The sequence below is a fragment of the Pseudomonas sp. MT3 genome (assembly GCF_054720805.1).
In genome coordinates, this window is the sequence record NZ_JBTVPY010000015.1 from 74,964 (window position 1) to 97,832 (window position 22,869).

The 22,869-nt window shown below is 67.3% G+C and carries 21 protein-coding genes; 13 read left to right on the plus strand and 8 right to left on the minus strand.

All coding sequences use genetic code 11. The features are described 5' to 3' along the window. Window positions 1-247: 247 nt before the first annotated feature. The 8 genes from ACYCAX_RS16780 (at window position 248) to ACYCAX_RS16815 (ending at window position 8,552) form a co-directional block, all read left to right on the plus strand. Window positions 248-1,381 carry a branched-chain amino acid ABC transporter substrate-binding protein gene (locus ACYCAX_RS16780; protein ID WP_015479114.1) on the plus strand — a complete coding sequence of 378 codons (1,134 nt, stop codon included), beginning with the start codon at window positions 248-250 and terminating at the stop codon, window positions 1,379-1,381. Window positions 1,382-1,599: 218 nt separating this feature from the next. Next, window positions 1,600-2,514, plus strand: coding sequence for an ABC transporter permease subunit (locus ACYCAX_RS16785; protein WP_015479113.1), 915 nt, complete (start codon window positions 1,600-1,602; stop codon window positions 2,512-2,514). A 5-nt stretch (window positions 2,515-2,519) separates the two neighbouring features. Next, window positions 2,520-3,821, plus strand: coding sequence for a high-affinity branched-chain amino acid ABC transporter permease LivM (livM, locus tag ACYCAX_RS16790; RefSeq protein ID WP_015479112.1), 1,302 nt, complete (start codon window positions 2,520-2,522; stop codon window positions 3,819-3,821). Continuing rightward, entirely contained in the window at window positions 3,818-4,693 is an 876-nt protein-coding gene (locus tag ACYCAX_RS16795; RefSeq protein WP_015479111.1) for an ABC transporter ATP-binding protein, read from the plus strand. The genes livM and ACYCAX_RS16795 overlap by 4 nt, the downstream gene beginning before the upstream one ends. Beyond that, window positions 4,690-5,406: an ABC transporter ATP-binding protein gene (locus ACYCAX_RS16800; protein WP_015479110.1), complete on the plus strand. Its 717-nt coding sequence runs from the start codon at window positions 4,690-4,692 to the stop codon at window positions 5,404-5,406. Before ACYCAX_RS16795 ends, ACYCAX_RS16800 begins: the two co-directional genes overlap by 4 nt. Window positions 5,407-5,522: 116 nt before the next feature. Beyond that, window positions 5,523-6,446: a bifunctional Delta(1)-pyrroline-2-carboxylate/Delta(1)-piperideine-2-carboxylate reductase gene (gene lhpI, locus ACYCAX_RS16805; protein WP_460248425.1), complete on the plus strand. Its 924-nt coding sequence runs from the start codon at window positions 5,523-5,525 to the stop codon at window positions 6,444-6,446. A gap of 513 nt (window positions 6,447-6,959) precedes the next feature. Continuing rightward, the gene (locus tag ACYCAX_RS16810) at window positions 6,960-7,721 is read left to right on the plus strand and encodes an SDR family oxidoreductase (RefSeq protein ID WP_015479108.1); all 762 of its coding nucleotides are present in this window, start codon (window positions 6,960-6,962) and stop codon (window positions 7,719-7,721) included. 102 nt (window positions 7,722-7,823) lie between these two features. Beyond that, on the plus strand, window positions 7,824-8,552 hold the full coding sequence (locus ACYCAX_RS16815) for a GntR family transcriptional regulator (protein ID WP_015479107.1): 729 nt from the start codon (window positions 7,824-7,826) through the stop codon (window positions 8,550-8,552). 177 nt (window positions 8,553-8,729) lie between these two features. On the opposite strand, the gene ACYCAX_RS16820 is transcribed toward ACYCAX_RS16815, so the two are convergent. Both ACYCAX_RS16820 and ACYCAX_RS16825 read right to left on the minus strand, forming a co-directional pair. Beyond that, window positions 8,730-9,674 carry a PDR/VanB family oxidoreductase gene (locus ACYCAX_RS16820; protein WP_460248426.1) on the minus strand — a complete coding sequence of 315 codons (945 nt, stop codon included), beginning with the start codon at window positions 9,672-9,674 and terminating at the stop codon, window positions 8,730-8,732. Between the two features lie 52 nt (window positions 9,675-9,726). After that, window positions 9,727-10,782 carry a Rieske 2Fe-2S domain-containing protein gene (locus tag ACYCAX_RS16825; protein WP_460248427.1) on the minus strand — a complete coding sequence of 352 codons (1,056 nt, stop codon included), beginning with the start codon at window positions 10,780-10,782 and terminating at the stop codon, window positions 9,727-9,729. Between the two features lie 360 nt (window positions 10,783-11,142). Between ACYCAX_RS16825 and ACYCAX_RS16830 the strand changes: the two genes are divergently transcribed. Beyond that, a complete protein-coding gene (locus ACYCAX_RS16830; protein WP_460248428.1) occupies window positions 11,143-12,468 on the plus strand; it encodes an MFS transporter in 1,326 nt (441 codons plus the stop codon). Window positions 12,469-12,475: 7 nt separating this feature from the next. Here the strand turns inward: ACYCAX_RS16830 and ACYCAX_RS16835 are convergent, their stop codons facing one another. Next, the gene (locus tag ACYCAX_RS16835) at window positions 12,476-13,372 is read right to left on the minus strand and encodes a LysR family transcriptional regulator (protein ID WP_015479103.1); all 897 of its coding nucleotides are present in this window, start codon (window positions 13,370-13,372) and stop codon (window positions 12,476-12,478) included. Between the two features lie 110 nt (window positions 13,373-13,482). Here ACYCAX_RS16835 and mdlC point away from each other — a divergent pair, with 110 nt between their 5' ends. From mdlC to ACYCAX_RS16855, 4 genes are all read left to right on the plus strand, one after another. Continuing rightward, complete coding sequence (mdlC, locus tag ACYCAX_RS16840) at window positions 13,483-15,069, plus strand: benzoylformate decarboxylase (RefSeq protein WP_460248429.1); 1,587 nt, start codon at window positions 13,483-13,485, stop codon at window positions 15,067-15,069. 59 nt (window positions 15,070-15,128) lie between these two features. Continuing rightward, on the plus strand, window positions 15,129-16,466 hold the full coding sequence (locus ACYCAX_RS16845; protein WP_015479101.1) for an MFS transporter: 1,338 nt from the start codon (window positions 15,129-15,131) through the stop codon (window positions 16,464-16,466). 13 nt (window positions 16,467-16,479) lie between these two features. Further along, a complete protein-coding gene (locus ACYCAX_RS16850; RefSeq protein ID WP_460248430.1) occupies window positions 16,480-17,949 on the plus strand; it encodes an aldehyde dehydrogenase family protein in 1,470 nt (489 codons plus the stop codon). A gap of 96 nt (window positions 17,950-18,045) precedes the next feature. Further along, entirely contained in the window at window positions 18,046-19,302 is a 1,257-nt protein-coding gene (locus ACYCAX_RS16855; protein WP_460248431.1) for an OprD family porin, read from the plus strand. A gap of 59 nt (window positions 19,303-19,361) precedes the next feature. Here the strand turns inward: ACYCAX_RS16855 and ACYCAX_RS16860 are convergent, their stop codons facing one another. The 5 genes from ACYCAX_RS16860 to ACYCAX_RS16880 form a co-directional block, all read right to left on the minus strand. After that, window positions 19,362-19,934 carry a HupE/UreJ family protein gene (locus ACYCAX_RS16860; RefSeq protein ID WP_015479098.1) on the minus strand — a complete coding sequence of 191 codons (573 nt, stop codon included), beginning with the start codon at window positions 19,932-19,934 and terminating at the stop codon, window positions 19,362-19,364. 55 nt (window positions 19,935-19,989) lie between these two features. Then, complete coding sequence (gene ureG, locus ACYCAX_RS16865) at window positions 19,990-20,604, minus strand: urease accessory protein UreG (protein WP_015479097.1); 615 nt, start codon at window positions 20,602-20,604, stop codon at window positions 19,990-19,992. A gap of 10 nt (window positions 20,605-20,614) precedes the next feature. Beyond that, entirely contained in the window at window positions 20,615-21,292 is a 678-nt protein-coding gene (locus ACYCAX_RS16870) for an urease accessory protein UreF (protein ID WP_460248432.1), read from the minus strand. Between the two features lie 84 nt (window positions 21,293-21,376). Further along, window positions 21,377-21,877, minus strand: a complete 501-nt coding sequence (gene ureE, locus ACYCAX_RS16875) for an urease accessory protein UreE (RefSeq protein ID WP_460248433.1) — start codon at window positions 21,875-21,877, stop codon at window positions 21,377-21,379. Window positions 21,878-22,205: 328 nt separating this feature from the next. After that, window positions 22,206-22,841, minus strand: coding sequence for a TetR family transcriptional regulator (locus ACYCAX_RS16880; RefSeq protein ID WP_460248434.1), 636 nt, complete (start codon window positions 22,839-22,841; stop codon window positions 22,206-22,208). Window positions 22,842-22,869 lie beyond the last annotated feature (28 nt).

A 22,869-nucleotide genomic window follows, 5' to 3' on the forward strand; every position in this document is an offset into this window, starting at 1 on the left:
GTGGCTGGTTGTGTCAGCTCACGGGAAGGAGGGTTGCGCCTTTTCGATTTCATGGTTGCACCTTCTGTTTTCGATGGGTTGCACATGTCTAGCGCTGATGCCTGCCAGCTCTGGCTGTTTTTGCTGTAGGACTTGGTTAATAACAAAAACGAATGGCACGCGGCTTGCTGTCGATAAATCGCTGAATCAAGAAAATCGCCAACACTCGTTCGTACGCCATTACAAAAACCCTCAGGAGCAAAACTCCATGTCGCAGAAGATTTTCAGAAAAGGCTTTCTGGCCCTGGCGGTAACTACCGCGCTGGGCGTGTCTTCCTTTGTCGAGGCTGATGTCGTTATCGGGGTCGCGGGACCGCATACCGGGGCGAACGCCTCGTTCGGCGAACAGTACTGGCGGGGGGCCAATGCGGCCGCCGACGTGATCAACGCCGCCGGCGGCGTGAACGGGGAGAAGATCAAGCTGGTGAAGGCGGACGATGCCTGCGAGCCCAAGCAGGCCGTGTCGGTCGCCAACCGCCTGGTCGACCAGGACAAGGCCATCGCCGTGGTCGGCCACTTCTGTTCGTCCAACACCATCCCCGCCTCCGAGGTGTACGACGAGGCCGGCATCATCTCCATCACCCCCGGCTCGACCAACCCGAAAGTCACCGAGCGCGGCATGACCGGCATCTTCCGCATGTGCGGCCGCGACGACCAGCAGGGCGTCGTCGCCGGCAACTATATCGTCAACGTGCTGAAGGCCAAGAAGGTCGCGGTGATCCACGACAAGGACACCTACGGCCAGGGCCTGGCCGATGCGACCAAGGCGCAACTGAACAAGCTGGGCGTCAAGGAAGTCCTCTACGAGGGCCTGACCCGTGGCGAGAAGGACTTCAACGCCCTGGTCACCAAAATCCGTGCCTCGGGCGCGGAAGTGGTGTTCTTCGGCGGCCTGCACCCCGAAGCCGGTCCACTGGTACGGCAGATGCGCGAGCAGGGCCTGAACACCGTGTTCTTCTCCGACGACGGCATCGTCACCGACGAACTGGTCACCACCGCCGGCGGCCCGCAGTACACCAAGGACGTGCTGATGACCTTCGGCGCCGACCCGCGCCTGATCCCGGACGGCAAGGCCGTGGTGGACAAGTTCCGCGCCGACGGCTTCGAGCCCGAAGGCTACACCCTGTACGCCTATGCCTCGCTGCAGGCGCTCGCCGCGGCCTTCAACGGCGCCGGCAAGAACGATCCGCAGGCCGCCGCCAAGTGGCTGCACAGCAACCCCGTGCAGACCGTGATGGGCAAGAAGGAGTTCGACGAGAAGGGCGACCTGAAGGTCTCCGACTATGTCGTCTACCAGTGGGACGACAAGGGCAAGTACCACCAGTTGGAAAAACAGCAGTAAGCGTTCGCGATCTGTGACCGGTCCCGTCGCGCGCCGCCCGCTTCATCCGGCCTGGGCGGCGGGGCTGGCGCAGGTTGCGTGCTCCGCGCCCGACCTGCCGGCAGCGCCACGAGCGCTGCCGGCATCCCCGCAGGTCGGCGCTTGCCCGGCGACGGTCACGAGCCGTTCAGCCAGCTTGCCGCCCGCCTTTCCTGCCCTGTCTGTGTGAGTACTCAATCGTGGACGGTATCTTTCTCCAGCAAATGATCAACGGGCTGACCCTGGGGTCGGTCTACGGCCTGATCGCCATCGGCTATACGATGGTCTACGGCATCATCGGCATGATCAACTTCGCCCACGGCGAGGTGTACATGATCTCCGCCTACCTCTCGGCGGTCGCCCTGGCGCTGCTGGCCTTCTTCGGCCTGCAGTCCTTCCCGCTGCTGATCCTCGGCACCCTGGTCTTCACCATCTTCGTCACCGGTGTCTACGGCTGGGTGATCGAGCGCATCGCCTACAAGCCGCTGCGCAACTCCACGCGCCTGGCGCCGCTGATCTCCGCCATCGGCATGTCGCTGATCCTGCAGAACTACGTGCAACTGGCCCAGGGCCCGCGCCAGCAAGGCGTGCCGACCCTGCTCGACGGTGCCTTCAAGTTCCACATCGGCGAAGGCTTCGTGCAACTGACCTACACCAAGGTGTTCATCCTCATCGCTGCCTTCATCGGCATGGCGGCACTCACCTACGTGATCCAGTACACCAAGCTCGGGCGCATGTGCCGCGCCACCCAGCAGGACCGCAAGATGGCCTCGATCCTGGGGATCAACACCGACCGGGTGATCTCCTACGTGTTCGTCATCGGCGCCGCGATGGCCGCGCTGGCCGGCGTGCTGATCACCATGAACTACGGCACCTTCGACTTCTATGCCGGCTTCATCATCGGCATCAAGGCGTTCACCGCCGCAGTGCTCGGCGGCATCGGTTCGCTGCCCGGCGCGATGCTCGGCGGGCTGATCCTCGGGGTCGCCGAGGCGCAGTTCTCCGGGATGATCAACACCGACTTCAAGGATGTGTTCGCCTTCGGCCTGCTGGTGACCATCCTGATCTTCCGACCGCAAGGGCTCCTGGGGCGTCCCCAGGTATCGAAGGTGTGAGCATGATGGCCGTTTCCCAGACCACCGCCGCGCCGAAGACCGCGCGCATCGATATCAAGAAGAGCGTCGTCGATACCGTGCTCGCCGGCCTGATCGCCCTGGTGGTGTTCGGCCCCATCGTCGGCGTGGTGCTCGATGGCTACAGCTTCAACCTCGAACCGGTTCGCCTGGCCTGGATGGTCGGCGCGGTAATGCTCGGCCGGCTGCTGCTCAGCCTGTTCATGCAGACGCCGGCCGGCCTGCGCATCATGGATCGCTTCGAATCCTCCGATTCGGGCATCACGGTGCTGCAGCCGGGCTACAAGACGCGCCTGCGCTGGATCGTCCCGTTGCTGATCGTCGCGGCGGTGATCTTTCCGTTCTTCGCCAGCAAGTACCTGCTCACGGTGATCATCCTCGGGCTGATCTACGTGCTGCTGGGCCTGGGCCTGAACATCGTGGTCGGCCTCGCCGGCCTGCTCGACCTCGGCTACGTGGCCTTCTACGCCATCGGCGCCTATGGCCTGGCGCTGGGCTACCAGTACCTGGGCCTGGGTTTCTGGACTGTGCTGCCGCTGGCGGCCGTCACCGCCGCGCTGGCGGGAGCGCTCCTGGGCTTCCCGGTGCTGAGGATGCACGGCGACTACCTGGCCATCGTGACACTCGGTTTCGGCGAGATCATCCGCCTCGTCCTCAACAACTGGCTGTCCTTCACGGGCGGCCCGAACGGCATGTCGGTGCCGTCGCCGACCTTCTTCGGCCTGGAGTTCGGTCGCCGGGCGAAGGAGGGCGGCACGCCGATCCATGAGTTCCTCGGCATCGATTACAACCAGAACCTCAAGTTCATCTTCATCTACGCGGTGCTGTTCCTGGTGGTGTTGCTGGTGTTGTACATCAAGCACCGGCTGACCCGCATGCCGGTGGGCCGCGCCTGGGAAGCGCTGCGCGAGGACGAGATCGCCTGCCGCGCGATGGGCCTGAACCACGTGCTGGTGAAACTCTCGGCGTTCATGCTCGGCGCCTCCACCGCGGGCCTCGCCGGGGTGTTCTTCGCCAGCTACCAGGGCTTCGTCAACCCGTCGTCCTTCACCTTCTTCGAGTCGGCGCTGATCCTCGCCATCGTGGTGCTCGGTGGCATGGGCTCCACCGTGGGCGTGGTGATCGCCGCCTTCGTCCTCACCGTGGCGCCGGAACTGCTGCGCAGCTTCGCCGACTACCGGGTGCTGCTGTTCGGCATCCTCATGGTGCTGATGATGATCTGGCGCCCGCGCGGGCTGATCCGCATCAGCCGCACCGGTTTTGCCGTCCGCAAGGGGGTGGCGCCATGAGCGGTGACAAGATCCTCAGCGTCGAGCACCTGATGATGCATTTTGGCGGCATCAAGGCGCTCAACGACGTCAACCTCGACGTGGAGCGTGGCTCCATCACCGCGCTGATCGGCCCCAACGGCGCCGGCAAGACCACGGTGTTCAACTGCCTCACCGGTTTCTACAAGGCCACCGGCGGCAACATCCTGCTCAACACCCAGGGCGGCACCACCGACGTCATCAAGGTGCTCGGCCAGCCGTTCCAGGGCAGTGATTTCGTCAACCCGGCGCGGCTCGGCAACCGCGTCTTCTACAAGATGTTCGGCGGCACGCACCTGGTAAACCGCGCCGGTTTGGCGCGGACCTTCCAGAACATACGGCTGTTCCGCGAGATGTCGGTGGTGGAGAACCTGCTGGTGGCCCAGCACATGTTCGTCAACCGCAACCTCATCGCCGGCGTGCTCAACACCCCCGGCTACCGTCGTGCGGAAAGCGAAGCGCTGGACCACGCCTTCTACTGGCTGGAAGTGGTGGACCTGGTGGACTGCGCCAACCGCCTGGCCGGCGAGATGTCCTACGGGCAGCAGCGTCGCCTGGAGATCGCCCGCGCCATGTGCACCCGGCCCGAGCTGATCTGCCTGGACGAACCCGCCGCCGGCCTCAACCCCGCCGAGACCCAGGCGCTGGCGCGCATCGTCCGTTACCTGCGCGACCACCACGGCATCACCGTCCTGCTGATCGAACACGACATGGGCATGGTGATGAACATCTCCGACCACATCATCGTGCTCGACCACGGCGTGGTCATCGCCCGTGGCGCGCCGGACGAGATCCGCCACAACGAGAAAGTGATCGCCGCCTATCTCGGCGCAGACGAAGAGGAGTTGGCATGACGGCGCCGATGTTGGAATTCCGTGAGGTCGATGTGTTCTACGGGCCGATCCAGGCGCTGAAGAAAGTCTCGCTGACCGTCAACGAAGGGGAAACCGTGGCGCTGATCGGCGCCAACGGCGCGGGCAAGTCGACGCTGCTGATGTCGATCTTCGGCCAGCCGCGCGCGGCGTCCGGCTCGATCTTCTACAAGGGCCAGGACATCCGCCAGAAATCCGCGCACTACGTGGCCTCCAACGGCATCGCGCAGTCGCCGGAAGGGCGCCGGGTGTTCCCCGACATGACCGTGGAGGAGAACCTGCTGATGGGCACCATCCCCATCGGCATGGAGCACGCCCAGGAAGACATGCAGCGCATGTTCGACCTATTCCCGCGCCTGAAGGAGCGGCGCAACCAGCGTGCCATGACCATGTCCGGCGGCGAGCAGCAGATGCTCGCCATCGCCCGCGCGCTGATGAGCCGGCCCAAGCTGCTGCTGCTCGACGAACCCTCGCTGGGCCTGGCGCCCATCGTGGTCAAGCAGATCTTCCAGACCCTGCGCGAGCTGGCGAAGAGCGGAATGACGCTGTTCCTCGTGGAGCAGAACGCCAACCATGCGCTGAAGCTGTCCGACCGTGGCTACGTGATGGTCAACGGCGAGATCCGCCTGAGCGGCACCGGCGCCGAGCTGCTGGGTAACCAGGAGGTTCGCAACGCGTATCTGGGGGGGCACTGAAGTCCATTGCTCTTCGTAGGAGCGAGCTTGCTCGCGAACGGCTCCGCAGCAGGGCTGGTTCGCGAGCAAGCTCGCTCCTACAGGGGCGTTCACCGCAATCCCCTGGAGGGGCCTTCATGCAAGACCTCCGCTTCCTCACCAACGCCGACGTCGCCGAACGCCTGGGTTATCCGCCGCTGATCGAGGCCCTGCGCATCGGCCTCGCCGGAGCCTGCGAAGCCCCGGTGCGCGGCTGCCATGCGCTACCCGACAACGCCTCGCTGCTGACCATGCCGGTCTGGCGGCCGGGACAGGACATCGGCGTCAAGCTGGTCACCGTGTTCCCCGGCAACGGCGCGAAGAGCCTGCCGACGGTGGCCGCGCTGTTCTGCCTGTTCGACGGCGCGACGGGCCTTCCGCTGGCGATGCTCGAAGCTTCCGAACTGACCGCCCGACGCACCGCCTGCACGTCGGCGCTGGCCGCCGACTACCTGGTGCGCCGCGATGCGCGGCGGCTGCTGGTGGTCGGCAGCGGCACCCTGGCGCCGCACATGGTCCGCGCCCATTGCTCGGTGCGAGAGTACGAAGACATCGCCATCTGGGGCCGCCACGAGGACAAGGTGCACGCACTGGTGAAACGCCTGCAGGATGAAGGCTACCCGGCGCATGCCTGTGCCGACCTGCGCGGCGCCGTGGCGGCGGCGGATTGCATCAGCTGCGTGACCACCTCCCGCGAGCCCATCGTGCACGGCGAATGGCTACGCTCGGGCTGCCATCTCGATCTGGTCGGCGCCTTCCTGCCGAGCATGCGCGAGACGGACAACGAGGTCGTGCGTCGGGCGCGCATCGTGGTCGATACCCGCGAAGGGGCACTGGAGGAGGCAGGCGACCTGCTGATCCCGATGGGCGAGGGCGTGATCGACGAGAGCGCCATCCACAGCCAGCTCGCGGACCTGTTGCAAGGTCGCGGTGCGCGCAAGGACGACAGCGAGATCACCCTGTTCAAGTCGGTGGGTCATGCGCTGGAAGACCTGATCGCGGCGCGCCTTCTCGTGCCGTGAGGTTGTCCAGAAAATCTGTGGGCCGGCCTGTGGATAAGGTTTGGACGAGTCCGTGGAAGCCCCGTGGTCAGGGGCTTTGTCGAGGGCGACTGATTTCTGTTCGATTGCCCTGGAGCCCTGTATGGATGGACAGTTACAGCGTTCCGGAAAAGTTCCCGGAGGCGCCCGGTTGTCCACGCCAGTCGTTGAAAGAGCTGTGGATAACCTTGGGAAGAACTTCCCTGACGCAGGACTGGCGCGGCTTGCGGCGAGGCGTTCGAAATTCGTCCAGCGAAAATGCGCCGCCGCGCTTGCCCACAAAATCCGTGGAGCAGCCTGTGGACAAGGTGGGTGCAACTGCGAGCGGCCCCGCAGCGACGGGGCTTTCGGCCAGCTGTGCGGGTTTTATCCAGCGCCGCTGTAGCGCAACGGGTTGCGGTCAGGCTGTTATCCTGCGGAAACCGATAAGAACGCGCCCGCCATGACACGTCGGCATCGACCGGCGGAACGAGGGCCAACCAAGAGGATCACGCGATGACTTCCACCCTGTTCATTACCGGCGCCACCTCCGGCTTTGGCGAGGCCTGCGCGCGCCGTTTCGCCCGCGATGGCTGGTCGCTGGTGATCACCGGCCGTCGCGAGGAGCGCCTGAAGGCGCTGGCGCAGGAGCTGTCGGCGCAGACCGACGTGCTGCCGCTGGTGCTCGACGTGCGCGACCGTGCGGCGATGACCGCGGCGGTGGACAGTCTGCCGGAGAAATTCGCCACGCTGCGCGGCCTGATCAACAACGCCGGCCTCGCGCTGGGCGCCGACCCCGCGCAGGACTGCGACCTGGACGATTGGGACACGATGGTGGACACCAACATCAAGGGCCTGATGTACGCCACCCGCCTGCTGCTGCCACGCCTGATCGCCTACGGGCCGGGCGCGAGCATCCTCAACCTCGGCTCGGTGGCGGGCCGCTGGCCCTATCCGGGCGGTCACGTGTACGGCGCCACCAAGGCGTTCGTCGAGCAGTTCTCGCTGAACCTGCGCTGTGACCTGCAGGGCACCGGCGTCCGCGTCACCAACCTCGAGCCCGGCATGTGCGAGAGCGAGTTCTCCCTGGTGCGCTTCGGCGGCGACCAGGCGAAGTACGACAAGACCTACGCCGGCGCCGAACCCATTCAGTCCGTCGACATCGCCGAGACCATCCACTGGATCCTGAACCAGCCGCCGCACATCAACATCAACACCCTGGAACTCATGCCGGTGAGCCAGGCGTGGGCGGGGTTCGCGGTGCACCGCAAGGGCTGAGGCGCAGCCGGCGCGCAGGGCGGAAAGCGTTCCTGGTTTTCCGCCTGAACGTCCCCGTGCGCGTTATCATGCGCCGCCTCCTCCCGCCACAAGAGCCTTCCGATGAGTAAACCGGGCCAACGCGTGCTGGCTGAACTGCGCAAGATGATCGCCTCTGGCGAGCTGGCCGCCGGCGAAAGAATCGTCGAGATTCCCACCGCCGAACGCCTGCAGGTTTCGCGCATGCCGGTGCGCATGGCATTACGCACGCTGGAACAGGAAGGCTTGCTGATCAAGGCCGGCAGCCGTGGCTACACGGTGCGCGAGGTCACCGAGCAAGACATCTCCGGCGCGGTGGAAGTGCGTGGCGTGCTGGAAGGGCTGGCAGCCCGCCAGGCCGCCGAACAGGGTGTTTCGGAGGAAACCCGGGCGCTGTTGCAGGCCTGCCTGGACGAAGGGGATCGCATCTTCGACAAGGGCCATGTGTTGCCCGAGGACCTGGAGGCGTACCACAGCCTCAACATGCGCTTTCACCAGGCGATCATCGAAGCCAGCGGCAACCGCGCCATCGCCGAGGCGCTGGCGCGCAACGACCACCTGCCGTTCGCCTCGGTCAGTTCGCTGGCGGTGGATCGCGACAATCTCAAGCGCGAGTACCAGCGCTTCAACTTCGCCCACCAGCAGCACCACGCCGCCTTCGATGCCCTGATCAACGGCCAGGGCGCGCGGGCGGAGGCGATCATGCGCGAACACGCCAACGCCACCCTGCGCTACGCCGAATACTTCAATCCGCGGCGCGAGGGCGTGGCGGTGCTGAAGAAGTCCGCGACGACGGAAAACGACAGATCATAGCAACTGCCGTTCTGGCGGCACCGATAGGCTATCTGCACCCGCAGGAGCGACCGTCCCGGCATATTCGCAGGATGGGTATCGCAAGCTCTGCCGGTGGCTGATTTCGATTCCAGCAGGCGATGCCTTCGTCACTACGCGTAGGGCGGATAACCGCTCGCGGTAATCCGCCGCTGGCCCCTACAGGTCGAGCACCAGGCGCGGGCTGCGCGAACGCGAGCAGCAGGGCGTGAACTGGTCGTTGGCGGCTTGCTCGTCCTCTGTCAGGTACTGGTCCCGGTGCTCCGGCACGCCGTCCAGCACACGGGTCAGGCAGGTGCCGCAGATGCCCTGTTCGCAGGCTACCTGCACCTCCACGCCGACGCCGCGCAGCGCTTCCACCACGCTCTGCCCGTCCTCCACGCGCACCACCTGACCGCTGCTCGCCAACTGCACCTCGAAGGCTTCGCCGCCGACATCCGCTTCGGCGCCGAAATGTTCGTGGTGCAGGCGCGATTCGTCCCAGCCCAGGGCGCGGGCGCTGTCCAGCACGTGCGCCATGAAGCCGGCCGGGCCGCAGGTGTAGAGCTGCACGTCGCTTGCCTGGGGCGCCAGCAGCGCAGCCATGTCCAGACGTCGCGCCGGGTCGCCATCGTCGAAATGACATTGCACTCGGGTGGCGAACTCGCACTGCGCCAGGTGCTCGACGAAGGCCGCCTGAGCAGCCGAGCGGGCGCAGTAGTGCAGTTCGAATTCGGCGCCCTGGCGGGCCAGGTGTTCGGCCATGCTCAGCAGCGGCGTGATGCCGATGCCGCCGGCCAGCAGCAGGCGCCGGCCGGTGCCCTCGGCGAGAGGGAACAGATTGCGCGGCGGGCCGATTCGCAATGCCTGGCCGGCGGCCAGTTCGTGCACCGCGAGCGAACCGCCGCGCGAGTCGGCGCAGCGCAGCACGGCGATGCGGTAGCGGTGGGTTTCCTCCGGTGCATTGAACAGCGAGTACTGGCGCACCAGCCCGTTGGGCAGGTGCAGGTCGATGTGCGAACCGGCGCTGAAGGCGGGCAGGGGGCCGGCATCGGCGCGGGCCAGTTCGAGGCTGAGGATGTCCGGGGTTTCCCGCGTGAGGCGGGTGATGACGACGTCTAGCACGGCGATGTTCTCGTGGCTGGCCGGCCTCGCGGGCCGGCGCTGGAAGAGGGAGTCAGGCGCTGGCGATGAGCGTACTGGCGGGCTGCTGCTCGGCTTCGCAGAGCCGTTCGAGGATGCGCCGCGACTGCACGCCGCCGGCATCGATGTTCAGCTTCAGCAGCTGCCGCTGCGGGTGCAGCAGCAGGTTCTGCTGCTGCCGTTCGAGCATCTCCAGGTCTTCGCCGAAGATCTTTCCCTGTCCCTCGCGAATGGTCGCGGTGAGTGCGGCGTCCTGCGGCTGGAAGTTGCGTGCCATGCCCCAGAAGTACCAGATCGAGGTCTCGGTCTCGGGGGTGATGAAGTCGACCACGATGCTCGACGCCTTGTGCTGCGCCGGCGCGTGGTAGCCGCCGTGGCCGGCGTGGGCCACGCCCACTTCGATCAGCACGTGGCTGGGCGGGGTGAAGCGGCAGATCTGCCAGCGGTCCACCGGCACCTCGTCGGCCAGGCCGTTGCCGCGCAGGGCCATGCGCCAGAACGGCGGGGCCATGACGTTCTCCATGTGCCGCTCGGTGATCACCTCGTCACCTTCCACGCGGGTCTTGGGCGCCGCCTCATCGATCTCCTTCTGGCCAATGCTGCTGGCGTGCACGTAGGTCTCATGGGTGAGGTCCATGAGGTTGTCGATCATCAGCCGGTAGTCGCACTGGATGTGGTACAGGCCGCCGCCGTAGGCCCAGTCCGGGTTGTCGGCCCATTCCAGGTGGTGGATCAGCGCCGGATCGGCCTCGGCGGCGTCGCCCGGCCAGACCCAGATGAAGCCGTAGCGTTCTTCCACGGCGAACTTGCGGATCGCCGGGAAACCGCGTACGCGCTGGCCGGGCATGGACTCCGTGTGGCCCGAGCAGCCCATCGCCAGGCCGTGGTAGCCGCAGATCAGCTTGCCGTCCTCGACGAAGCCCAGCGACAGCGGCGCGCCACGGTGCGGACAGAAGTCTTCCAGCGCCGCCACGCGACCCTCGGCGCCACGGTAGAAGACCATCTTCTCGCCGCACACCTGCCGCCCCAGGGGCTTCTCGGCGATCTCGTCGGGCGTGCAGGCAACGTACCAGGCGTTCTTCGGAAACATGGGGCGATCCTCATCTTTTGGTTTTTATTGGATCCAATGGTTTGCTTTGAGGCGAAGAACTGTCAACCCGAAGAGGGGCGAGTGCTCGAAAAATAATCAGTTCGATGATCGCACGAATTCGCCTGGAGGCCTGTAGGTGCCGGTGTAGGCGGTGCGCGGCTCCGATACGGTCTGGCGCAGGGTGCAGGCATGCACGTGTTATGGGTGGCTTGGGATCCAATCGGGCTTGTTTTCGGGATCCACTGCTGCCAGGGTGTGCGCCACCAAGCTTCCACAACAAGAAAAAGAGGAATCTGCCATGCCGGCCCTGCCTTGCCTGCGCTGTGCCTTCCACCGTGTCTCCCTCGCGGAGGTGCGCCCATGAATCGCGATCTGCGCGGGGCCCTGGAACAGGGGGCGATGAACCGCTTCCAGTGGACTGCCATCGGCATCTGCATCGTGCTCAACATGATCGATGGCTTCGACGTGCTGGTGATGGCCTTCACCGCTGCATCGGTCTCCGCCGAGTGGGGCCTGAACGGTGCACAGGTCGGCCTGCTGCTCAGCGCCGGGCTGTTCGGCATGGCGGCCGGATCGCTGTTCATCGCCCCGCGCGCCGACCAGTTCGGTCGTCGCCCGCTGATCCTCTTCTGCCTGCTGCTGTGCGGTGTCGGCATGCTGCTCTCGGCCCTGAGCCAGACGCCGACGCAGCTTGCGCTACTGCGCGGCCTCACCGGCCTGGGCATCGGCGGCATCCTCGCCAGCAGCAACGTGATCGCCGCCGAGTACGCCAACAAGCGCTGGCGGCCCCTGGCGGTGAGCCTGCAATCCACCGGCTACGCCCTGGGCGCTACCTTTGGCGGGTTGCTGGCGGTGTGGCTGATCGGCCATTGGGGCTGGCGTTCGGTGTTCCTCGCCGGCGGCCTGATTTCCCTGGCGGCCATCCCGTTGGTGCTGGCGGGCCTGCCGGAATCCCTCGACTTCCTGCTGGCGCGCCGTCCGGCCAATGCCCTGGCGCGGGTCAACGCCCTGGCCAGGCGACTGGGCCTGGCGAGCCTGGACGCGCTGCCCGAAGCCCGTGCCCGCGAGCAGGGCGGGGTGGCGATGCTGCAGTTGCTGGCACCCGAGCTGCGCCGTCCGACCCTGCTGATCTGGCTGCTGTTCTTCCTCGCCATGTTTGGCTTCTACTTCATCATGAGCTGGACGCCGAAGCTGCTGGTGGCCGCCGGCCTGACCGCGCAGCAAGGCATCACCGGCGGCGTGCTGCTGAGCATCGGCGGGATATTCGGCGCGGCGCTGGTCGGCGCGCTGTCGGCACGGCTGCCGCTGGCGCGGGTGCTGCAGGGCTTCATGCTGGTCACCGCCGCGCTGCTGGTGCTGTTCCTGGCCTCGGCCACTTCGCTGGCGGCCGCGCTCGGCCTGGGGCTGCTCATCGGTCTGTTCGCCAACGGCTGCATCGCCGGGCTCTACGCGCTGTCGCCGCTGGTCTATCCGGCCGGCGTGCGGGCTACCGGCGTGGGCTGGGCGATCGGTGTCGGCCGCCTGGGCGCGATTCTCTCGCCGACCGTTGCGGGTGTGCTGCTCGACGATGGCTGGCAGCCGCTGCACCTGTACGGGCTGTTCGCCGTGGTCTTCGTGCTGGCCGCCGGGGTTCTGCTGGGGCTGCGCCCCGCGGCCCGGTCCGCCGAGCCGCTGGCCGCGCACTGAGGGCGTGTCAATGCTGACCGTCGATGATCGCCTCGGCGATGGTGTTGCGGAACCAGTCCAGCGCCGCCGAATGCTCGCTGCTCGCGCGCCAGTGCAGGGAGACCTCGAACGCTGGCACGGCAAAGGGCAGTTCGAGCATCTTCAGCCCGCCCTCGGTGACGAACATGCGGGCGATCTGCGCCGGCAGGATGGTCAGCAGGTCGGTGCCGGGAATGATCTTCGGCAGCACCGAGAAGTGCGGTACGCGCAGGGCGATGCGGCGCTCCAGCTTCATTGCCTGGAGCACGTCCTCGGCGATCCCGTGGCCGGAGGTGCGGGTCACCACCACGTGGCGCTCGCCGAGATAACTGGCGAGGTCCAGGCGGTCGGCGATGCGCGGGTGATCGGCGCTCAGCAGGCAGACGTAGCGTTCCTCGATCAGCACCTGGCTGCGGCTGCCGGGTACCGCCTGGCGGCAGATGGCGGTGTCGACCTTGCCGCTGGCCAGCCAGTCGCCGACCTGATCCACCTGCAACGCCAGCACCTCCACCTCGGCCAGCGGCGCCTCACGGTTCAGCCGCGCCAGGATCAGCGGCAGGAAGCCCAGCTCGCCAAGGTCGGAGAGGGCGATGCGGAAGCGTCGTTCGGTGCTCGCCGGGTCGAACTGGCGGGTGCTCTGCACGGCGCCCTCGATGCGCGTCAGCGCCTCGCGCAGGGTGCCGTACAACTGCTCGGCGACGAAGGTCGGCTGGATGCCGTCGCGACTGCGGCTGAACAGCGGATCGTCGAACAATTCGCGCAAGCGGGCCAGGGCATAGCTCACCGAGGGCTGGGTGACGAACAGGCGTTCGGCGGCGACGGTCACGCTGCCGGCCTCGTAGAGGGTGACGAAGGTGCGGATCAGGTTGAGGTCGGTCTGGGCCATGACATCCACATAGATGGTTTTTATTTTCGATAGAAAGACTATCGATTTGATCGATTATCAGGCCGCTGCGAGAGTAGCGCAAACCCTAAGAACGAGCCTGAAGGGCCAGTATGAAAACCGTCCATAACGCCTCCTACGACATTCTTCGCCGCCACGGCCTGACCACGATCTTCGGCAACCCCGGTTCCAACGAGCTGCCGTTCCTCAAGGATTTCCCCGAGGATTTCCGCTACATCCTCGGCCTGCACGAGGGCGCGGTAGTCGGCATGGCCGACGGCTTCGCCCTGGCCAGCGGCAAGCCCGCCTTCGTCAACCTGCATGCCGCCGCCGGCACCGGCAACGGCATGGGCGCGCTGACCAACGCCTGGTACAGCCATAGCCCGCTGGTGATCAGCGCCGGCCAGCAGGTGCGCTCGATGATCGGCGTCGAGGCCATGCTGGCCAACGTCGATGCGGCGCAACTGCCCAAGCCGCTGGTGAAGTGGAGCACCGAGCCGACCTGTGCCCAGGACGTGCCGCGCGCGCTGAGCCAGGCGATCCACATGGCCAGCCTGGCACCCAAGGCTCCGGTGTATCTGTCGATTCCCTACGACGATTGGGCGCAACCGGCGCCGGTCGGTGTCGAGCATCTGGCCGCGCGCAGCGTTGCCAACGCCGGGTTGCCCTCGGCGGCGCAGTTGGGCGAGCTGGTCGAGCGCCTGTCGCGGGCGAACAACCCGGTGCTGGTGCTCGGCCCGGATGTCGATGGCGCCAACGCCAACGAGCTGGCCGTGCAACTGGCGGAGAAGCTGCGGATGCCGGCCTGGGTCGCGCCGTCGGCCTCGCGCTGCCCGTTCCCGACGCGCCACCGCTGCTTCCGTGGCGTGCTGCCGGCGGCGATCTCCGGCATCTCCAGGCTGCTCGACGGGCACGACCTGATCCTGGTGGTGGGCGCCCCGGTGTTCCGCTATCACCAGTTCGCTCCGGGCGACTACCTGCCCGCCGGCGCCGCGCTGGTGCACCTGACCTGCGACCCCGGCGAGGCCGCGCGCGCGCCGATGGGCGATGCCCTGGTCGGTGACATCTATCTCACCCTTGAAGCCCTGCTGGAGTCGGTGCGCACCAGCCAGCGCCCGCTGCCCGAGGCGCTGCCGCGCCCGGCGCCGCGTGCCGCCGAGGAAGGCACACTGCACCCGGAAACGGTGTTCGACGTGATCGACGAGCTGGCGCCGGAGGATGCCATCTTCGTCAAGGAGTCCACTTCCACGGTCAGCGCCTTCTGGCAGCGCGTGGAGATGCGCCAGCCGGGCAGCTACTTCTTCCCGGCGGCCGGCGGCCTGGGCTTCGGCCTGCCGGCGGCGGTCGGCGTGCAACTGGCGCAGCCGCAGCGGCGGGTCATCGGGATCATCGGCGATGGCTCGGCGAACTACGGCATCACCGCCCTCTGGACTGCCGCGCAATATCGCGTGCCGGCGGTGTTCATCATCCTCAAGAACGGCACCTACGGCGCGCTGCGCTGGTTCGCCGGGGTGCTCGACGTACCCGACGCTCCGGGCCTGGACGTGCCGGGCCTGGACTTCTGCCAGATCGGCCGTGGCTACGGCGTGCGCTCGGTGCAGGCGGCCGACGCCGCGACCCTGCGCGAGGAACTGGCCCGTGCCCTGGCCGGCGACGAGCCGGTGCTGATCGAGGTTCCCACCCTGACCATCGAACCCTGAGGCGTGCGCGCCCTGCCTGGGGCGCTCTCCATGACCGACAAAAATAACAAGAGGTGGCTATGCACAAGACGACCGTTGCGGCGGTGATCGACTCCGCCCGATTCAACCGCACCCACTGGCTGATCCTCGCCTGGGGCTGCTTCATCATGCTGTTCGACGGCTACGACATGGTGGTGTACGGCTCGGTGGTGCCACGGCTGATGCACGAGTGGCAACTCAGCCCGGTAGAGGCTGGCACGCTGGGCAGTTGCGCGTTGTTCGGCATGCTCTTCGGCGGGACGCTGCTGGCGCCGCTGGCCGACCGTTTCGGCCGGCGCCGTCTGGTGATCCTCATGACCCTGCTGGCGAGCCTCGCCGCGTTCCTCACCGGCCATGCGCGCACACCGCTGGAACTGGGCGCCTGCCGTTTCGTCACCGGCCTGGCGCTGGGCGCACTGGTGCCCAGCGCGGTCAACCTGATCAGCGAGTTCGCCCCGGCCGGGCGCCGCGCCACGCTGATCACGGTGATGTCCAGCTTCTACTCGGTGGGCGCCGTGCTGTCGGCGCTGGTCGGTATCGCGTTGATCCCGCAGTGGGGCTGGCAGTCGGTGTTCTATGTGGCTGTGCTGCCGGTGCTGGCCGTGCCGCTGATGCTGCGCTATCTGCCGGAGTCGGCGGCCTTCCTCGAACTGAAGGGACGTCGCGCCGAGCTCGATGCGCTGCTGGTGAAGGTCGACCCGGCCTACCGTCCCGGCACCGAGCTGGTGCTCGCAAGCCTGGATGCCGATGCCGAAAAGGCGCGCCTGCCGCAACTGTTCGGCGCCGGTCAGGCGCTGGGCACCTTGCTGCTGTGGGTCGGCTTCGCCATGTGCATGCTGATGAGCTACGGCCTCAATACCTGGCTGCCGAAGCTGATGGCCAACGGCGGCTATCCGCTCACCTCCAGCCTGGTGTTCCTGGTCACCCTGAACGTCGGCGCGACCCTCGGCGCGCTGTTCGGTGGCTGGCTCGCCGACCGCCTGGGCACCCAGCGCACGCTGGTGCTGTTCTTCGCCCTGGCCGCGGCCTCGCTGGCGGCGCTGGGCATCAACCCCGGCCCGTGGCTGCTCAACACGCTGCTGGTGATCGCCGGCGCCACCACCATCGGCACCCTGGCAGTGATTCACGCCTACGCCGCGCAGTTCTACCCGACCCACGTGCGCTCCACCGGTGTCGGCTGGGCCGCCGGCATCGGTCGGCTCGGCGCCATCGCCGGCCCCATGCTCGGCGGCAGCCTGCTCGCCCTGGAGCTGCCGTTCCAGGAGAACTTCCTCGCCTTCGCCCTGCCCGGTGTGGTGGGTGCGCTGGCCATCGGTTTCATCCGCGTGCGACCGCGCGAGTCCGCCGGCGCCTTCGTCGCCCGCGAAAAATCCGTTTGAAAGGAGAACGTCCATGACCGCTTCGACCTACACCGATTTCCACCTGCAGCCCCTGGCCGGCGAATGGCGTACCGGCAGCACCGGCAGATCGCTGCGCGACTGCAATCCGTATGACGGCAGCCTGCTGGTGGAGATTCCCCAGGCCGGCCGCGACGATCTCGATGCCGCCTACCGCAAGGCCGCCGAGGTGCAGCCGGCCTGGGCCGCGCAGCCGCCGGCGGAACGCGCCGCGCTGCTGCACCGCGCGGTGGCGGTGTTCGACAAGCGCCGCGAGGAGATCATCGACTGGATCATCCGCGAGTCCGGCAGCACCCGCCTGAAGGCCACGCTGGAGTGGGGCGCGGCGCGCGCCATCACGCTGGAATCCGCCTCCTTCCCCAGCCGCGTGCATGGGCGCATCGTCGACTCCAACGTCCCCGGCAAGGAAAGCCGCGTGTACCGCAGTGCCATCGGGGTGGTGGGTGTCATCAGCCCGTGGAACTTCCCCCTGCACCTGACCCAGCGCTCGCTGGCGCCGGCCCTGGCGCTGGGCAATGCGGTGGTGGTCAAGCCGGCCAGCGACACCCCGGTGTGCGGCGGCCTGCTGCTGGCGAAGGTTTTCGAGGAAGCCGGGCTGCCAGCCGGCGTGCTCAGCGTGGTGGTCGGCGCGGGCAGCGAGATCGGCGATGCGTTCGTCGAGCATCCGCTGCCGGGGCTGGTGACCTTCACCGGGTCGACGCCGGTGGGACGCAATATCGGGCGCATCGCCAGCGGCGGCGCGCACCTCAAGCATGTGGCGCTGGAACTGGGCGGCAACAGCCCGTTCGTGGTGCTGGAGGACGCCGACCTCGAACAGGCGGTGAATGCCGCGGTGTTCGGCAAGTTCCTGCATCAGGGCCAGATCTGCATGGCGATCAACCGCATCATCGTCGTCGACGCGCTGTACGACGCCTTCGCCGAACGCTTCGTCGAGCGGGTGAAGCAGGTGAAGGTCGGCGACCCGCAACTGGCGGAGACGGCGGTTGGCCCGATCATCAATGCGCGCCAGCTCGAAGGCTTGCTGGAGAAGGTGGCCCTGGCGCGCCGCGAGGGTGCCAGGCCGCTGTACGAAGGTGGCGTGCAGGGGCAGTTGCTGGCGCCGCATGTGTATGGCGAGGTCGGCCCGGAGATGGAGATCGCCCGCGATGAAATCTTCGGCCCGCTGATCGGCCTGCTGCGCGCCCGCGACGAGGAGCATGCGCTGGAGCTGGCCAACGCCAGCGAGTACGGCCTGGCCAGCGCCGTGTTCACCCGCGACCTCGACCGTGGCGTGCGCTTCGCCCGCCGTATCCACGCGGGCATGACCCATGTGAACGACATCCCGGTCAACGACGAGGCCAACGCGCCATTCGGTGGCGAGAAGAACTCCGGCCTCGGCCGCTTCAACGGCGACTGGGCGATCGACGAGTTCACCCGCGACCACTGGGTGAGCGTGCAGCGGGAGGCGCGTCACTACCCCTTCTGAATGCCTGACCGGTAACACCTCAGATCCAGCCCAGGGCGTGTCCGCGCGGACGCGCCCCGGGTCGCTGCACCCCTGAAAAAACGGAGAACAATAACAATGATCAGCCGTCACACCCGCGTACTGCCGTCCCTCGCCTGCGCGGCCCTGCCGCTCCTGGCCTGCACCCACACACAGGCCGCCGAGGAGGGTGGCTTCTTCGAGGACGCGCGCACCGACCTGGTGCTGCGCAACTACGCCTTCAACCGTGATTTCCGCGACCACAGCGCCGGCAAGAGCCTGGTCAACGAGTGGGCGCAGGGCTTCATTCTCAAATTCACCTCCGGCTATACCCGTGGCCCGCTGGGCTTCGGCGTCGACGCCCTGGGCCTGTACGGCGTGAAGCTGGACAGCAGCCGCGACCAGAGTGGTTCCGAACTGCTGCCGGTCCATGACGACAGCAAGGCCGCTGACGAATATGGGCGCGTGGCAGTGGCGGCGAAGCTGCGGCTGTCGGCCAGCGAGCTGAAGATCGGCGAGATGCTCCCGGACATCCCGGTGTTGCGCTACGACGATGGCCGCCTGTTGCCGCAGACCTTCCGTGGTGCCGCGCTGGTGTCGCGCGAGTGGGAAGGCGTGAGCCTGTACGGCGGGCGCTACGACCAGGTCAGCCTGCGCAACTCGGCGGACCTGCAGGACCTGTCGTCGTGGTCGGCTCCGACGGCGAAGTCCGATGCCTTCAACTACGCCGGCGCGGAGTACCGCTTCAACGACCAGCGCACCCTGGTCGGCGCGTGGTATGCGCAACTGGAGGACATCTACACCCAGAGCTACTTCAACCTGCTGCACAAGCAGCCGGTGGGCGACTGGGTGCTGGGCGCCAACCTCGGCCTGTTCTTCGACCGCGACGATGGCCGCGCCCTGGCCGGCGACATCGACAGCCACACCGCCTACGCGCTGCTCTCGGCCAGTCGCGGCGGGCACACGGTCTACCTCGGCCTGCAGAAGGTCGGCGGCACCGGCATGTGGCAGTCGGTCTACGGCAGCAGCGGGCGGACGATGGGCAACGACATGTTCAACGGCAACTTCACCAACGAGGACGAGCGCTCGTGGCAGGCGCGCTACGATTACGATTTCGCCGCCGTGGGTGTGCCAGGCCTGGTGAGCATGGTGCGCTACGGCAAGGGTGATAACGCCACCACCAAGGCGGGCAGCGGCGGCAAGGAATGGGAGCGCGACGTGGAACTGGGCTACACGGTGCAGAGCGGGGTGCTGAAGAAGCTCAACGTGCGGGTCAACCACGCCAGCAACCGGCGCAGCTTCAACAGCGATTTCGACCAGACCCGGTTGATCTTCAACTACCCGATTTCACTCTAACGGCACGCAGGGGCGTGTGGCTGGCGAGCGGGTTGCCTCGCCAGCCCGATGACGGCGGCTCAGCCCGCCAGCAGCCACGCCCCGGCGCCCGCCGACGCCAACCCGGCGCAGCGCACCAGGGACGAAGCCGCCTGCGGCAGCACGCGCACGATCCCGTACCCCGCCGCATGCAGCGCGGCAGTGGCAGCGACGAAGCCCGCCGCATACAGCCACGGACTGCTCAGCTCCGGCAGTTCCAGCCCGTGGGCCACGCCGTGGGCGAGGGCGAACAGTGCGGTCGCGCCCATCGCCAGGAATAGCGGCGGACGCACCGCCAGCGCCACGCACAGCCCCAGCGCCAGCACCGAAGCGGCAATGCCGGTCTCCATGAATGGCACCTGCAGTCCTTCGAAGCCCACCAGCCCGCCGGCCAGCATGGCCGCGACGAAGGTGCACGGCAGCGCCAGCCGTGCAGCGCCTTGCTGCTGTGCTGCCCAGAGGCCGACGGCGAACATCGCCAGCAAGTGGTCGAGACCGGTGACGGGGTGGGCGAGGCCGGCGATCAGGCCGTGGTCGCCGTGGCCGGGATGGGCGAAGGCCACCGCCGGGGTGAGGAGCAGCGCGATACTGTAGAGGGCTTTGCGCAGTTGCATGGAAGACTCCCTGGTTCTTGTCGTGGGGCGGCCGACATCCGCGGCGGCGAAAAAGTCAGGCGGCGCTCAGCAGGCCCTGGCGCTCGATGAAGGCGATGATTTCGGCCAGGCCCTGGCCGGTCTTCTGGTTGCTGAACACGAAGGGCTTGTCACCGCGCATGCGCGTGGCGTCCTGGTCCATCACGTCCAGCGAGGCGCCCACCAGCGGGGCCAGGTCGATCTTGTTGATCACCAGCAGGTCGGACTTGCAGATGCCCGGCCCGCCCTTGCGCGGGATCTTGTCGCCGGCGGACACGTCGATCACGTACAGCGTCAGGTCCGACAGCTCGGGGCTGAAGGTGGCCGAGAGGTTGTCGCCGCCGGACTCCACCAGGATCAGGTCCAGGCCGGGGAAGCGGCGGTTGAGCTGGTCCACGGCTTCCAGGTTGATCGAGGCGTCCTCGCGGATTGCCGTGTGCGGGCAGCCGCCGGTTTCCACGCCGATGATCCGCTCCGGCTCCAGGGCCTCGTTGCGTACCAGGAACTGCGCGTCCTCCTGGGTGTAGATGTCGTTGGTGACCACGGCAATGTTGTAGCGCTGGCGCAGGGCGCGGCACAGCGCCAGGGTCAGGGCGGTCTTGCCGGAGCCCACCGGGCCGCCGATGCCGACGCGAAGAGGTTGAGAGGTCATGGCAGTTCTCCTAGGAGCGGAACAGACGGCTGTATTGGGTTTCGTGGATCATGCTGGCCAGCGCCAGGCCGAAGGGCGCGCCGCCCGTCGGCGGGTTGGCGAGTGCGCTGCGGCAGGCCTGGTCAAGGTCGGGGAGCAATTGCGAGGTGAGCTTCTGCGCGGCCAGTTGGCCCAGCGGCAGGGTCTTCATCAGCACCGCCAGCTGGTTCTCCAGCCAGCTCCACAGCCAGGCGCCGAGGGCCTGCTCCGGGGATAGACCCCAGGCGCGGGCGGCCAGCGCCCAGGCGGCGGCGAAGGAGGGTTCGGCTTGCGTGGCGAGCCACTCGCGCGCGGTCTCGTCCAGTTCGGGCAGCGCTTCGAGCAATTGGCCGAGGGAGAAGCCCATCTGCCGGTTCTCCAGGCCCAGCTCGCGGGTCTCGCGGCTGGCGCGGTGACGCTCGGCGGCGTCGCGCAGGGCGTCCCAGTCGGCGGCTTGTGCGGCGCGCAGCAGCTCGGCCAGCAGCGGGCCCTCGAAGCGTGCGAGGTTCAGGTGCAACTGATCGGCGAGCCAGGTGCGGGCTTCGTCGGCGTCTTTCACCTGAGCCTGGTCGATGGCGCTTTCCAGCCCTTGCGAGTAGCTGTAGCCGCCGATGGGCAGCTGCGGACTGGCCAGGCGCAGGAGCGACCAGAGTCTTGAAAGCTCAACCATGACGACAGGACTTCACAAGCACAGCGAACAGCTCCCTCTCCCTGAGGGAGAGGACTGGGGTGAGGGGGATGCGCCGGCGCAAAGTCACCGGCGCACTCCGAACTGGTGCAGCTTCGGCGCGTAATTGAACTGCTCTTCGCCATGGTGCGAGTGGTGATGGCCGCCACCGTAGGCGCCGTGCTCGGGCTGGAAAGGCGCTTCGATGGCCTCCACCGTGGCGCCGAGCTGGTCGAGCATGGCCTTGAGCACGTAGTCGTCGAGCAGGCGCAGCCAGCCCTCGCCGACCTGCAAGGCGACGTGGCGGTTGCCCAGGTGATAGGCCGCGCGGTTCAGCTCGCGGGCGTTGGCGCAGGTAACGTGGAGGAGCTTTTCCGGCGCCGCGCAGACGCGCACCACGCGACCGTCGTTGGCCAGCAGGCACTCGCCGTCCGTCAGCGGCGCCTGGCCGCGTTCGAGGAACAGGCCGACATCTTCGCCAGTACTGGTGAAGCAGCGCAGGCGGCTCTTGCTGCGCGCCTCGAAGTTCAGGCGCAGTTCGGCGTCCCAGTGCTCGCGGGGTTCGGTTCGTTGGTGGATGACCAGCATGGCAGCGTCCGGCAGTAGCAATGGCGGTGCTACAGCAAGGGGCTTGCCAGTGCGGACCCGCGTCAATGCTGGCGCGGGCTGCAGCGCTTGTCCGAGCGATCAGGAGTGGTGCTTGCGCGCAAGGGTGGTGCGCACGAAAACGGTGCGCACCAAGGCGGGGCGGATGTGCTTTTTGTAGGCGCGAGGGGGACGCCCAGTCATCGCTCGCGAACAGAGTCCGCTGCGGGTTGGTTCGCGAGCAAGCTCGCTCCTGCAGGGAAGCCCCTGCGCTCGGGTCAGTGCATAGGGCGGATAACGCTTGGGGCGTTATGCGCCCCATGGGAATTGGTCAGGGCCGAGAACCTATCCCCGTCCAGTGCTTGGCGCCGATCATGATGAAGCGCAGTTGCTGGGTGACCTTGGCCTCCGGCGACAGGTGCGTGGGCAGCGTGTCGGCCGGCGGGTCGATCAGCTCGGGCAGGGTGGCGAATACCGTCTTCACCACCAGGTCGGCGATCACGTCGAGGTCCTGTGCCTGCAGGTGCGGCAGCTTGTTCAGCAGCACGAGGTCGGCGGCGAGGTCGTCGGTGATGCGCTGGCGCAGCTCGCCCACGGCCTGGCGGATCGGCAGCGAGCCGCCGTACTGCTCGCGGGCGAGGAAGAGGAACTGGGTGCGGTTGGCGCTGACCGCGTCGAGGAAGATGCGTACCGAGGCTTCGATCACGCCGCCCAGCTCGAACTCGTTGCGCCGCACCGCGCGCAGGGTCTGGCGGAAGGTTTCGTCGACGTCGGCTACCAGCGCGAGGCCGAGCTGATCCATGTCCGCGAAGTGCCGGTAGAAGCCCGCCGGCACGATGCCCGCCGTCTTCGCCACTTCCCGCAGGCTCAGGCTGCCGAAGCCGCGCCCGCTGTCCATCAGACTCCGGGCGGCATTCATCAGGGCCAGGCGGGTCTGCTGTTTCTGTTCGGCGCGGGGAGTGGACATACGGCGATGCGTTCCATGGCGAAGGCTG

Bases quoted from the DNA above. Each gene is read 5' to 3' on its own strand.
- lhpI (WP_460248425.1), top strand. From the start codon at position 5,523: ATGCAAGACCTCCGCTTCCTCACCAACGCCGACGTCGCCGAACGCCTG.
- ACYCAX_RS16845 (WP_015479101.1), top strand. From the start codon at position 15,129: ATGCACAAGACGACCGTTGCGGCGGTGATCGACTCCGCCCGATTCAAC.
- ACYCAX_RS16830 (WP_460248428.1), top strand. From the start codon at position 11,143: ATGAATCGCGATCTGCGCGGGGCCCTGGAACAGGGGGCGATGAACCGC.
- ACYCAX_RS16810 (WP_015479108.1), top strand. From the start codon at position 6,960: ATGACTTCCACCCTGTTCATTACCGGCGCCACCTCCGGCTTTGGCGAG.
- ACYCAX_RS16850 (WP_460248430.1), top strand. From the start codon at position 16,480: ATGACCGCTTCGACCTACACCGATTTCCACCTGCAGCCCCTGGCCGGC.
- livM (WP_015479112.1), top strand. From the start codon at position 2,520: ATGGCCGTTTCCCAGACCACCGCCGCGCCGAAGACCGCGCGCATCGAT.
- mdlC (WP_460248429.1), top strand. From the start codon at position 13,483: ATGAAAACCGTCCATAACGCCTCCTACGACATTCTTCGCCGCCACGGC.
- ACYCAX_RS16835 (WP_015479103.1), bottom strand. From the start codon at position 13,372: ATGGCCCAGACCGACCTCAACCTGATCCGCACCTTCGTCACCCTCTAC.
- ACYCAX_RS16795 (WP_015479111.1), top strand. From the start codon at position 3,818: ATGAGCGGTGACAAGATCCTCAGCGTCGAGCACCTGATGATGCATTTT.
- ureG (WP_015479097.1), bottom strand. From the start codon at position 20,604: ATGACCTCTCAACCTCTTCGCGTCGGCATCGGCGGCCCGGTGGGCTCC.
- ACYCAX_RS16855 (WP_460248431.1), top strand. From the start codon at position 18,046: ATGATCAGCCGTCACACCCGCGTACTGCCGTCCCTCGCCTGCGCGGCC.
- ACYCAX_RS16780 (WP_015479114.1), top strand. From the start codon at position 248: ATGTCGCAGAAGATTTTCAGAAAAGGCTTTCTGGCCCTGGCGGTAACT.
- ACYCAX_RS16870 (WP_460248432.1), bottom strand. From the start codon at position 21,292: ATGGTTGAGCTTTCAAGACTCTGGTCGCTCCTGCGCCTGGCCAGTCCG.
- ACYCAX_RS16860 (WP_015479098.1), bottom strand. From the start codon at position 19,934: ATGCAACTGCGCAAAGCCCTCTACAGTATCGCGCTGCTCCTCACCCCG.
- ACYCAX_RS16825 (WP_460248427.1), bottom strand. From the start codon at position 10,782: ATGTTTCCGAAGAACGCCTGGTACGTTGCCTGCACGCCCGACGAGATC.
- ACYCAX_RS16880 (WP_460248434.1), bottom strand. From the start codon at position 22,841: ATGTCCACTCCCCGCGCCGAACAGAAACAGCAGACCCGCCTGGCCCTG.
- ACYCAX_RS16800 (WP_015479110.1), top strand. From the start codon at position 4,690: ATGACGGCGCCGATGTTGGAATTCCGTGAGGTCGATGTGTTCTACGGG.
- ACYCAX_RS16815 (WP_015479107.1), top strand. From the start codon at position 7,824: ATGAGTAAACCGGGCCAACGCGTGCTGGCTGAACTGCGCAAGATGATC.
- ureE (WP_460248433.1), bottom strand. From the start codon at position 21,877: ATGCTGGTCATCCACCAACGAACCGAACCCCGCGAGCACTGGGACGCC.